General features: G+C 59.5%; 7 protein-coding genes. All 7 read left to right on the forward strand.

Annotated elements, in window-relative coordinates; all coding sequences use genetic code 11:
• Nucleotides 1–72: 72 nt before the first annotated feature.
• Entirely contained in the window at nucleotides 73–606 is a 534-nt protein-coding gene (locus FHX05_RS30670) for a hypothetical protein (RefSeq protein ID WP_246699158.1), read from the forward strand.
• Entirely contained in the window at nucleotides 488–757 is a 270-nt protein-coding gene (locus tag FHX05_RS29060; RefSeq protein ID WP_246699157.1) for a hypothetical protein, read from the forward strand. The genes FHX05_RS30670 and FHX05_RS29060 overlap by 119 nt, the downstream gene beginning before the upstream one ends.
• A 204-nt stretch (nucleotides 758–961) precedes the next feature.
• Nucleotides 962–10,357, forward strand: coding sequence for a hemagglutinin repeat-containing protein (locus tag FHX05_RS29065; RefSeq protein ID WP_183876284.1), 9,396 nt, complete (start codon nucleotides 962–964; stop codon nucleotides 10,355–10,357).
• Between the two features lie 33 nt (nucleotides 10,358–10,390).
• Complete coding sequence (locus FHX05_RS29070) at nucleotides 10,391–10,651, forward strand: hypothetical protein (protein WP_183876286.1); 261 nt, start codon at nucleotides 10,391–10,393, stop codon at nucleotides 10,649–10,651.
• A gap of 114 nt (nucleotides 10,652–10,765) precedes the next feature.
• Nucleotides 10,766–11,176: a hypothetical protein gene (locus FHX05_RS29075; protein WP_183876288.1), complete on the forward strand. Its 411-nt coding sequence runs from the start codon at nucleotides 10,766–10,768 to the stop codon at nucleotides 11,174–11,176.
• 630 nt (nucleotides 11,177–11,806) lie between these two features.
• Nucleotides 11,807–12,559 (forward strand): IS6 family transposase, encoded by a 753-nt coding sequence (locus FHX05_RS29080; protein WP_183876290.1) that lies wholly within the window; start codon nucleotides 11,807–11,809, stop codon nucleotides 12,557–12,559.
• Between the two features lie 236 nt (nucleotides 12,560–12,795).
• Nucleotides 12,796–13,125: a hypothetical protein gene (locus FHX05_RS29085; RefSeq protein ID WP_183876292.1), complete on the forward strand. Its 330-nt coding sequence runs from the start codon at nucleotides 12,796–12,798 to the stop codon at nucleotides 13,123–13,125.
• The last annotated feature ends 143 nt before the right edge of the window (nucleotides 13,126–13,268 follow it).

A 13,268-nucleotide genomic window follows, 5' to 3' on the forward strand; every position in this document is an offset into this window, starting at 1 on the left:
CGACAGGCAACTCCCGCGCGGTTCCTGTTTCCAATCGGCGGAGCCGCGGCTCCGGATATTCGTGAGTGACCGATGTCCGCTCCTCCCAAACGCGTTTTCGATTCGATGCTACCGCGGACCAGGCACTATCGACCGACGCCAGACACGGAGGACAAGGCGCTGACGATCTGGCTGCAGGGCCAGTTCGACGAGGTCATGTCGCTATCGGAAGCCCCGCCACGCTGTCCGCACTGCACGGGCGGCGAGACGGTGCTTGCCATGCGCGCCGCCCATTCCAGGCCGAGGCTCCAGGTGTTCTATTGCCAGAGCTGCGACGTGCATTTCCGTCGCACCACCGGCACGCCGCTCGCCTGGCTGGGGTTTAAAAAGCTGGACGAGTTCGTCTGGCTGTTGTCGCAGCAACGGCCGATCACCGACGCCGCTGAGATCATCGTGGTCAAGCCGGTTGTCGTCGTCGGCTTGGGTCAGGCGGACGCGAGAACGGATCCTGCAGCTCAATCCGACCGGCTATTGGGAGGCCAAGGTGCGGCTCGGCATGGAGATCCATCCGGGTCTCACTCGCCCGCGCTGCGGCTCGGTGGGAACCCTGCACTATCTCGGCTTTGATTCTGACACCGGCGAGCGTAGACGCGCCTGCGATAACTGCCGTCGCTATTGCCGCCTGTCGGAAGCACTCGGCGAGTGCCAAGATGTCTCGACACTTGAACACCTCATTGTGGCCCGTCCCCCCTCACCGCGCCGCGAGATCAGGACTTAGAACGCTTGCCCGGATTCCGCTTTTGCCGAACGCGCAGGGATCATTTCAAGCACTGATCCCAGTGGCTACTGGGACTACTGGCGTCACTGCGCCCACTGCGAGTCGTCTGCGGGGATTGCCACATCAAATTGCTGGCCCGACGTCACCGCCCCTGAATATGGTTGATCGCTAAAACAGTCCATTCCGGACAGCGGTAGAGCGACAATGGCGATCAGCAAGAAACATGCGGGCAACACCAGTTCAGGACGGCGGATTGAGGCCGCCGCCTCGCTCACACGAACACATCTCCTCCTAACCATAGCCCGCCAATTCACCGCAACGGTTCTCAGTGCGTTGCTTGTCTTCCAGCCGATGCTGGCCAATGCGCAGTCGGTCTCGGCGGCGGGATCGGCGCCAGCCGCCAAGCAGCCCGGCGTCGGTGCCGCGCCGAACGGCGTGCCGCTGATCGATATTGTCACCCCGAACAGTTCGGGCCTGTCACACAATCAGTACGACAATTTCAATGTCGGGACACAGGGCCTGATCCTCAACAACTTCAACAGCGAGGTCGGCACCTCGAACCTCGGCGGCGCCACACCCGGGAATCCCAATTTGAGGAATTCTGGCCCGGCCTCCGTCATTCTCAACGAAGTCATCTCAGGCAATCGCTCGGCGCTGAATGGGCCGACCGAAGTTTTTGGCGGCAGGGCTGACGTCATCATCGCGAATCCGAATGGAATCACCTGCGCAGGCTGCGGCTTCATCAACACGCCGCGTGCGACGCTGACGACCGGTGTGCCGAATATCGGCGTCGACGGCAGCCTGACAGGATTCACCGTCAATGGTGGCGATGTCACCTTCGAAGGCGCAGGCGGGAACTTTGCGGCTGCTCCTGGCGCGGTCGATCTGTTCGACGTCGTTGCCCGCAATATCCATGTCAACGCGCCGATCTACGGCAAGACCGTGCGCCTGACTGGTGGCGCCGGCCAATACAATTATGCCACCGGAGAGGCGACGGCGCTGACCGCCACCTCGGGCACGCCGGAATATGCGATTGACGGCACGGCGCTCGGGGCGATGCAGGCAGACCGCATCAAGGTCGTCGTCACCGAGAAGGGGGCCGGCGTCAAGATGAGCGGCGACATGGCCGCCAATGCCGGCGAGCTGACGCTGTCGGCCGACGGCAAGATCTCGATCGGCAATGCTTCCGCACGCGATGGTGTGACCATCACGTCGAAACAGAAGGTCACGGCCGCCAAAGTGACCTCGAAACAGAAGGTCACGGTCCAGGCCGATCAAGGGATTACCCTGCAGTCGGTCGCGGCCGACGGCGATATCGCCCTGTCGAGCGGAACCGGCCTGCTGTCGGTCGCAGGCAGCACCACCAGCCTTGGCGACATACAGATGGCGTCTGGGGCTGGAATTCAGATCAATCAGCTTGATGCCGGCGGACACACAACGCTGGCATCCACCGCCGGTGACGTGTCAGTGACCGGATCGGCACGCACCGGCGGTGACCTTACCATCCAGGCGACAGCAGGCTCGATCTCGGCCGGCTCGCTGCTCAGCTACGGCAATCTCGCGCTCAACGCCGGACTGGATGTGGCCATCGCCGGCACTGTCCTTGCGCAAGGCAATCTGTCTGCCAGTGGCCGCTCGATTTCGACGGGTATGGCGGTCTCGGGCATCAACGTCGCGGCCACCAGCGCCGATCCAAATGGCAATGTCGTTCTGGGCTCCGCAGGCAATCTCAACCTGACGGCCACCGGCGGCACTATCACGACGGGCAATTTGCTCTCCGCCGGCAGTCTTGTGGCGACGGCGACCGGCAGCATGACGGCCGGCAGCATGCAGTCGGCCAACAATCTGACGGTCACCGCGGCATCGCTCGATGCGAGCGGCGTCACATCGCATGGCGCGGTGACAGTTGATACAGCAGGCGGTCGCACTGATGTCAGCGGCCAGGTTCTTGCTGCGAGTAACGTCCTCATCTCGGGTGGAGCAATCACCGCCGGGGCCATCGTCTCCGGCGTCGACTTTGCCGCAACCGCCGCCAATGGCGGCAGTCTGGCACTGGGTTCGTCCGGCGATATGACGCTGCTGGCAACCGGGGGGCTATCCGCCACGACGCTGCTTTCCGCCGGCACCATCACGGCCAGCGCCGCCGATCTCAGCGCAGGCAGCGTCACCGGCCATGGCGCCATCGCGCTTGCCGGCAGCAACAGTCTTAGCGTCTCCGGCCAGATTCTGGGGGCGAACAATGTCTCGCTTGCCGGCAGAACCGTCTCCACCGGCCAGATTGTCACCGGCGTCGATTTTGCCGCCACCAGTCAATCGACCAATGGCGCGATCGTTATTGGATCATCGGGCGATCTGACCATCACTGCCACCGGTGCCGCAATCGGGCCGCTGCTGGTCGCCGGCAATCTGGGTGTAACGGCCGGTTCGCTTGCCGCCTCCGACATCACCGATCATGGCAATGTCTCCGTCAGTTCGAGCGGCGTTACAGACACGACGACCACAGGCGGTCGCGTTGACATCACCGGCCAACTGCTGGCGGCCGGCAATGTCGCGGTCAGCGGCTCGTCGGTGACTGCAAACACTATCGTCTCGGGCGTCGATTTTGCCGCTACCAGCCAGTCGGCTGATGGCTCGGTCGCGCTCGGCGGCGGTGGCGACGTGTCCCTTGTCGCCACCGCTGGTGATCTCAACGCGTCAAACCTGCTGTCCGCCGGTTCTATCCTCGCCAGCGCCTCCGGTAACATCGGCAATATCACTCCGGTCAATGCCGTCGCCCATCAGAACCTGACCATGACGGCCGGTGGTACGATCGCCCTTGCCGGCCAGTCCATGTCCGCAGGCAATGTCAGCCTGCAAGGCCAGTCGATATCAGCTGGCAGCCTTGTTTCGGGCGTCGATTTTGCGGCAACGCGTGCCTCCACCAACGGTGCGTTGATGCTGGCACAGGGTAATGCCCAGTCCGGCACGATGACGCTTACCGCCACGAATGGCGATATCACCGCGAGCAATGCGTTGTTGTCCGGCGGCAATCTCTCCGCTGCGGCAAGCGGCGATATCAGTTACGCCTTGCTCCAGAGCCTTGCGAATGCCTCGCTCACCGCGCCGGGCACGATATCCTACACCAACGCCACCAATGTCACTGGCAATCTGACGATCGATGCCGGCACTAGCGGCATGGTCGATCTCTCCGGCGCTCGCGGCGGCAACATATCCGCCGGCGGCATGCTCACCGTCGATGCGGCCAGCGCCAATCTTTCCAGTTCCAACCTCGTTCTCGGTGGCCTGGCGCTCAATCTCACTGGTCAAGCGGACCTGACCGGTGCGACCGTGAGCGCGGTCACCTCTAGCCGTACCGCAAGCGGTACGAGCGGCGCCGGCGGCAATGGCGATATAACCATTGCCGCCGGCAGCCTCGTCACCACCAGCGCCACCAACCTGCTCGCCGCCCGCGACTTGACGTTGACGCTTCCCACCTTGTCCAACAGCGGCCAGCTCGCCGCCGGTAGCGATTTGACGATCAATGTTTCCGGAGATCTCACCAACAATACCACCGGCCTCATCTATGCCGGCAGCAACGCCAATCTCCTCGTCGCCGGAACGCTAACCAACGATCAGGGCGCCATCCTCGCGGGCAACAATCTCACCATCGCCGGCGCCACGCCCGCGGAGCGCAATACCGCCGTCGTCAATACCGCCGGTCTCATCCAGTCCGGCGGCGATATGTCCATCCTGACGACGAGCCTCGTCAATGGGCCGCTGAGTTCGCCGGCGATCACCCGCAACGTCCTGATCTCCGACACGATCCTGACCGCCTACGATCAGATCTATGAGACCTATAAGTGCCAGGTGCATTGCGACACCACAGGCGCCGGCGATCATTCGCCAGAATATGGCTGGACCCAGACCATCGACAATCTGGTTCACCAGATCGTCGAGGAAGACCAGCTGACGGGAGCAGCGGGCGCCGGCTCTAAAATCCGCGCCGGTGGCAACCTCACCATCGATGCAACCAACCTCACCAATTCCTACAGCTCGATTGCCGCCGATGGCGATATGGCGCTCAATGTCACGGGGACCCTCACCAACGAGGGGGCGACGCTCAACCGCACGACCCTGACCATCTGCGACAGCGCCAACCCGTGCCAATATTATCCCGACGTCATTTCCTCCGATCCCACCACCGGCGGGCTGAACTGCTCCGGCCCCAACCGACCTTGCATCGGCACCCCCAACACCACCCTCACCTATTCCGCCAATCCCAATGGCACGCGCGATCCGTCCAAGGATCTGCCGGCCGGAACCACCGCCAGCATCGAGACCATCGGCGTCATGTCCGGCGTCATCCAGGCCGGCGGTGCTCTGAGCATCCGTGGCGGCGGCACGGTCAACAATACGGCCTCGCCCGGCTCTATCGCCGGTTCCGTCACCGTGGCGCCGTCGACAACGCCCGGCAATCCGCTCTCGGCGCTTTCCGGCCTGACCGCCGGCGGCGCCCTCTTCAGTGTCAATGCCGCCATCGGCAACGTCGCTGGCAACGGCAGCCTCACCGCTTCGCTTGCCAATCTCACCCAGATCTCGCCTGCGAATATCGCCCGACTGGCAGCGCTGGCCAAACCGCAATCCGGTGGCGTCGGCGGCACCATTCCAGGCCAGGGCTTTATCTTCGAGACCCGCGCGGCCTTCCTTGACGTTTCGAAGTTTTACGGCTCGTCCTATTTCCTGAACCGCATCGGCTACAAGCCCGAGACCAGCGTTCCCTTCCTGGGCGATGCCTATTTCGACAACCAGCTTATCGACACGCAGCTTCGCCAGCTGGTTGGCGACGGGCTCGGCAAGGGCTCCTTCATTCCCGGCGATGACGCCATCGAGCAGATGAAAACGCTGCTGGATAATGGCGTCGCCTATGCCGAGGCACATGGCCTGGCGCTTGGTCAGGCGCTGACGCCGGAGCAGGCCGCATCACTGACGCAATCGATGGTGATCTATCAGACCGAGACCGTCGATGGCGTCCAGGTGCTCGCCCCCGTCGTCTACCTGTCGGCGGCAGATAGGGCGAAAGCCGGCAGTTCCGCGGCAAAGATCGCCGGCGGCTCTGTCGACATGACGGTCGGCAATCTCAACAACTCCGGTGCGATCGCCGCGGCCGGTGGCCTCACCCTCGCCGCCTCGTCGATCAAGGCCAGTGGCGGAACCTTCTATGCCGGCGGCAATCTCAACCTCAATGCCGAGAACGGCATTACGCTCACCGCCCAGACCCTGACCATTGGCGGTCAGACGATCGTTCCGACAGGCGCTCAATCCGGCGCCAACGCCGGCGGCAACCTGCTCCTGGCAGGGGGCGATGGCGGTCTTACCATCGCTGGTACGAAAGTCGCCGCCGGTGGAAATGCCTCGCTCTCAGGCGATACCGTCACCCTCGCGGCCGCCAGCCAAACCAATGGCGGCAAGAACTCGCTGGTCGGCTCCAGCGTGACGACGGGCGGCGATCTCGGCATCTCCGGCACCAACGGTGTCAACATCATCGCCTCCTCCGCGTCCTCCGGCGGCGACATGGCGGTGGTCTCCACAAATGGGGCCGTGAACATCGTCAGCGCAGGCGTCGACAACCGCTCCGTCGCCAAAGATCGCAACGGCACGACCACCAGGACCAGCAGCCAGACACAGCAAGGCTCATCCCTCACCTCGGGCGGCTCCATGCTGGTCTCTGGCGACCAGGGCGTGCTGATCGCCGGCTCGTCGCTGACAGCAGCCGGAAATGTCGGCTTGCTGTCCACCAACGGCAATATTGCCATCACCGCGTCTCAGGATCAGACGTCGAACCAGTCGAAGACGGTCGCAAGCTCGGCCAACGGCTATAAGAGCGCAAGCACATCCTCGACATCGATCACCAATACCGGCTCGTCAATCACCTCCACCGGCGGGAGCGTTACCGTCGAGGCCGACACGGGCAATATCAGCGTCATCGGCTCCGACGTTGCGGCCAAGGGCGGTGCGGCCAATCTGATCGCCAAGGGTGATATCACCATCGGTGAGGCGACGGATACCGCTTCCTCGTCCAGCAAGTCCGGTTCGAAGAAAGCGACTGAGACGACGACAACGGCACAGGGATCGTCGGTCTCCGGGCAGACCGGGGTCAACATCGCCTCGACCGGCGGCGATGTCACGATTTCGGCCTCCGATGTCACCGCCGGCGATGCAACGCATCCGGCCGACGCCAACGTCACTGCTGCCGGCAATGTCGTCATCGCCTCCGGCAAGAACACGGACGAGACCACCTCCGACAGCAAGAAGAGCGGCTTCCTCTCATCGTCGAAGACCCATACGCATACCTACGACGAGAATACCGTCGGCTCATCGATTTCTGCCTCCGGCAATGTCAACGTCAATGCCAATGGTGAGACCGTCGTCTCGGGTTCGGAAATGGCAGCGGGCAATGATCTCAGCCTCTCCGGCTCGACCGTCACCGTCATGGGGGCCGAGGAGAGCCACGAGAGTGACAAGCAGACCAAGAAGTCGGGCATCGGCGTCGGCTCCGGCGGTGGATTCATCTCGATCTATGGATCGAAGGATTCGAAGAGCAGCCAGAGCTCGACCGACAATATCGGCTCAACACTGAGCTCGGGCGGCACCACGACGATCACCTCCACTCAGGGCGACGTCAACATCTTCGGCTCGTCCTCGCATTCCGGCGATGGCACCGTCATCTCCTCGGCACGCGACGTCAACATCGCGCCGGGGGCGGAAGAGCAATCCTCCTCCAGCCAGACCAAGCGCTCCGGCTTTGGCATCAACTTCTCCTCCGGTGACGGCAGCCTATCGATCGGCATTGGCGTCGCCAAGTCGGAAGAGCAGCGTTCGAAGGACGCCAATATCAATGCGGTCAGCACGCTGGACTCCGATGGCAGCATCACGATTGCCGCCAACCGCAACATCAACGATCAGTCCGGAAAGATCCTGGCCGCCGGCCCGATCAGCCTGATCGCAGGCGACAACGTCAATATGCTCTCCAGCAACGACGTCACCAATGCCTCCGAGATGCAGAAGAAGAGCTTCGCTGGTGTCAGCCTGACGGTCCAGTCGTCGCTGATCTCAGCGGGCCAACAGGCAATGCAGGCGGGTAGTCTGCTATCCGGAGACAATGGTATCTACGGGATCGCCCCCGCGGTCCTGGCTGGGGTGAACGGCTATAATGCAATCACGTCGACCATGGCCGCCATCAAGGCCGAGCCGGATCCAAAAACCGGCCTCAAGCCCGCCGTCGCCGGGATCTCGCTGACGGCTGGCTATAGCTTCAGCGAAAGCTCGCAGCAGTCGACGACCTCGATCCCGGTTCCGCCCGAGATCCACGGCAGCTCGGTCACGATCATTGCCCAATCCGGCGATGTCGTCGGTCGGGGCGTGCAGATCACCGCCGGCATGGGCAAAGATGGACAGACCCCAGCCTCTTCCAGCGATCCCGACAATGGCAACGTGCTGATCTCGGCGGCCGGCAATGTCGACCTGGAAAGCGTGCAGGCGACGTCCGACAGCACGAGTAGCAGCAAGGCCGGCAGCGCCAGCATCGGTATCGGCGCAAGCATCGACGCCAATGGCAGCGTCTTCAATGCCGGGCCGACCGCCAACGCCGCCTACAGTTCCGGCAAGCAGGTGGCAAGCTCGGTCACACAGGTCAATTCGAATGTCAGCGGCGCCAACACCGTCACGGTCGTCGCCGGCAACACGCTGACGCTTGCAGGTGGCGTTCTCTCCGGCACGACGGTCAATGCCGACGCCGCCAAGGGTATTGTGATCGAGAGCCGCCAGGACACGGCTTCCTATGACGAGAAATCGCAGAGCGCCCAGCTCGGCATCAGCTCCGGTGGCATCTCGGGGGGCTATAATCAGGGCGCCGTCACCGGCGACTATGCCAACGTCACGCAGCAGAGCGGCATCTTCGCCGGCTCGGGCGGCTATCATGTCAGCACGGATGGGACGGTCAATCTCGTCGGGGGCTTCATCGGCTCGACGGCCGACCCCAAAAACAACGACCTGACCGCAAACCAGATCCTCTATTCCAACATCGAAAACTCGATGTCGGCGTCTTCGACCAGCTACGGGTTCAGCCTGTTGGGTTCCGGCATTCCCGTGCCGGTCGTCGGACAGCCGGCAAAGCAGAGCGACAACGGCGCGACCCTGGCGACGATCACCCCCGGCAACTGGACCCTCACCAACCAGAGCCAGGACCTCGCAAGCCTCAACACCGATGCTTCCAAGGCCAACACTCAGGTCGATCCCTTCGATATCGACAAGCTTAAAGCGCAGCAGCAGAGTGCTGCTGCGCTCTCGCAGCTTGCCAATATGGCCATAGGCTCTCTTGCCAACAAAATGCAATGGGACGAAGGCAGCCCGGAAAAGATCGCGCTTCATGCAGCGGCAGCAGCTGTGGTCGCTCAGCTTGCCGGAGGTAACGCCGGCCAGGCCGCTGCAGCGGCAGGTGCGGAAGAACTCGCCAATGGCATCCTGCAGCAAGTACTCGCCGCAAATCCGAATCTCACCGCCGCGCAAAAGACCGCCGTTGGCGAATGGGCGGCAGCCTTTGTCGGCGCTGCGATCGGCGGTAACTCGGGAGCCGCAGCGAGCCTCGATAACTTCAACTACAACTATCTCACACATCAAAACATTGACGACAAGGTCAGGAGTATCAAGGAAACTTGCGCAGAAAACGGTGCTAACTCGGACGCCTGCATCAATGCAATGGCCAAATTGCAGGAAGACTTGGTCTTACTTAGCGCTACACAAAACGATGAATTGAATGCCTGTCGTGACGCGGCCTGTGTCGAGAAAATCAGAGAAGACATCTTGGCATCAAAAGCATTTTTTGATCAAGATTTCAAAGATTTGAGCGCCATTGATGGCCAGGCGGCGGAGATATTTCTCGCCAGCAAAAATAGTACTTACTATGCCCTCGAATATGCCGATGCCATCGGCGGCTATTGCCAAAACCATCCCGGCGACTATTGCGCAGCGATTGGGATCAGTGTGCTCTTCGCCGGACAAGCGGTTAGCATTGCGGAATACGGCGCACTTGGTGGCGTTGGCGCCACTGTCGAGGGCATTACTGCCAAAAATAGCAGTCCCCTTGCGGGCGCAGGTGGAAACTGGCCTCGCATAAGCGAGACTATAGACACGACGTTGAGCCAAACCGGCCCTACTGGCTGTGGCGCGGCTTGTGGGTCTATTCTTTTGTCTGAACGTGGGCTGTTGGTATCTCAGACTGAGCTCGGTGGTAACTCTCTGCAGTTCGCGGAAGGCTTGGCACGACAGCTCAACTCGGTTGACAACGGTTGGAAGGGCATTTCGGCCGATATGGACGACCTTGGTACTTTGAAGGGGCTAAACAGCACTGGCAGTTGGGCAGCTGTTTTGAAGGACCCTGGCCCGCAGGCTCTTTCGCATTTCGTGGTAGTCTCGGGCGAAGACGCGTCAGGAAATCTAATTATCCACGACCCGTGGCCGGCAGACGAAAAAAGCTTCGGAACTGCTCCTGGAACAACTTATAGTATGACTGTGTCTGATTTTCAGAAAGCCTGGACCGGATATAGCGTCTACAAAGCAAAATAGAGCCTCTAAACGACGGACTTCAGGAAGAAGCCAATGACTGTTAGCAAGGTCAGAATTATCGGAATTGATGTAAATGTGGATCATAAAACCGCCGTGTACGTCCTAGAGGTGGATGGGCAAAGGATAGAGTTTCTTGGACAAATTCACTACGACGGAGCCACGGTTAGGGGGGTGTCCATTCCAGATGAGATGGAATGCATTTTGCACAAGGTAGATGCAAAATCTCCGGTCATCGTTAGGCCGACCTTTAACATTATTGAAGGGCTTCAGGTGCGCTTTCCAATTGATCTCTGAACCGCACCATGTCGTGCTTGCCCACCGTCGCTCACTTGAACCGGCAAAGGAAATTTCAAACTGCCCCTCAAAAAAGCTCTCGACTGCTATTCTATATCAGCAGAATGATGGGCGATGGACCATAAGAATCAGTATTGGATCCGACGATCATGCTTGAAGGCGTGGTGCGATCCGGAGAAACGCGACAAGGTCGTTCATAGATACGCGCAAGATGGCAGCTATATTGACTGGCGTCCTTATAGCCGCGTCTTTTCTGCCGACGATCTATACACCGTCGACGCCGACGGCACGCGCAATGTGCGGACGGAGAAGGCTTTCATAATTATTGAAGATGCTTTCCTGAAGGCCCGTCGCGTCATTGAAAGCGGCGGCCGTGGCCAGCATCATCGAAAAAAGTCTTGGCGTGGTTCGTTGCCGCTACCCGAAATCGATCCCCCGCTGCGCGCGATCACTGACAATCATTCGATGACACCCGCAAATTTTGCGACGTCACTCGTTGGACACACGATTGTAAGACAAAAGTAAGGAGAGCCCGGTGGACAATCGAGCAGACACCCCAGGCATCATTGATGTTGTAGATGCCGGCTACGAAGGGAAAACAAAGTTCATTTACGTAACCAGAAAGGAGATCGTGGAAAAAATTTCTATGGTAATGTTAAGTGATATGCGACCCGAGCAAGACTATACATCGTACGATAGCGGATTTTTGAACGGCGAGGATGTGTCGAGGCTATTTGGCAATTCATATAATTCGGCCAATTGGACTAAGTTAAGCGAATTATTGATGTCGTTATTCAGTCTGATATTTACGAACAACGTATCACCTCCCATAAGTCGGATCGACGTAGATGATGCGCTCAAAACGTGCTCAACGAGGACTGATTTTTTGGAGTATCTCACTCGTGAAATTGCAGCACGCAATCATTGATGGCGATCTCGATCCTGCTTTTATTCCGACATCGGCAACTCTATGTCGGCATCTTCGAGCAGTTATGGCTTCAGCTTGATCGGCGCTGGCATCCCGGTTCCCGTCTTCGGCCAGCCCGCCAAGCAGGAGAGCATTAGGAAATGTGGGCCTGTCGCAATTTTTCTTGGTTCACCGCGTGTTGACGATCACCGGAGAAATTCCCGCTCCCGTTGTTGTGGAGCGTACAAATGATTCTGAATACTATTGCCGGGAAGCTGAAGCGCCAGTCGAAGGATGATTTCAAGGGCCGGCATTTCGAGGCCTGGCTAATCGTGCAGGCGGTAAGTTGGTATCTGCGCTATCCACTCAGCTATCGCGACCTGGAAGAGATGTTCCGCGAGCGCGGCTTCGAAGTGGACCATAGCACGATCAACCGCTGGGTCCTTGCTTATGCTCCTGTCATCGAGAAGAGACTGCGTCAGTTTCGGCGCCCGCATTGTGGTTCGGTCCGGATCGACGAGACCTATGTCAAAATCCGTGGCAAGTGGCGCTATCTATACCGCGCCATCGACAAGCACGGAAACCCCATCGACTTCCTGCTCACCGCAAAGCGCGACCTCCATGCCGCTAAGCGCTTCTTCCGCAAGATGCTCAAAGACGAGCCGCTCCTCTCGCCGGAAAAGATCGGCACCGATGGCGCCAATACATTCCCTTCGACGATCAAGGCGGCCATCGACGATCGGCTGTTGCATCCGAAACCGGTCCACCATGTAACCAAGCATCTCCAGCAAGGCATTGAAAGCGACCATTTTCGCGTGAAGAAGAACATGCCGAAGATCGGCGGTTTCCGATCTTTCAGGACGGCGCGACGAACGATCGCTGGGTTCGAAGCCATGCTCTGGCTGAAGAAGGGCTTCGGCTTTTCCGGCGATTGGACCGTCAACGAGCAGAACGACCTGCTCGCGCGCCTCTTCGGACTTCAAAAAGTTAACAAAGCGTAAAGCGCACCCATTCACGGGCAAACTGCGGGCCGAACCCCACTTTGCGACAAGCCCATTGCGAAGATCGTCAAATACGATGAACCTTACGGAGCGATCGTCATTGATCAAGGTGCTGACGTCACTCGCCATGTCGTAGGCTTCATAAATCAGGGCGGCAATGTGATCTTCGTTGATCCGCAAATTGGTAAAGTCGTAACCCTTAAGTCGACCCTAAAAGTTGAGGTGGGAACTCCTCCATGACAACACAAAAGCCAATTACTTTAGAAGAGGCACGCGGGATTGCGACCAATGAAGCAAGAGATATCATCGGCGAATTCCTGCCGAAAGATAGGATCAGCTCAATTTTGGAGGATGAGTATGCTGAGAATGAAGACTGTTGGATTTTCTTTCGGAATAGGAAAATTAATATTCCCGTCCCAAACCGGAGACTAGTTGCGCACTGGGCGTTTGCGGTAAGTAGGTTTGGTGAATTTTTAACTGTCCCTGACAGCCATGGGGACGCTCATGCGATAGATGAGCAACTGAGAAGACTTTCTGCTTATTATAAGTCTCACGATTTTCCTTAAAGACGGGCATCAGCTTTATCGTTAAGGCTCCGGGGTGAATATGGGTAGAGAGGTGGCTCGGTTTGTTTGAACAGTTTCGGGCGTTTGGTTAAGTGGATTTCCGCCTCGATTATGCCGCCACCATCATCGGTGCCAGCGCGTTG

Source organism: Rhizobium sp. BK491, assembly GCF_014194925.1.
Classification (GTDB): Bacteria; Pseudomonadota; Alphaproteobacteria; order Rhizobiales; family Rhizobiaceae; genus Rhizobium.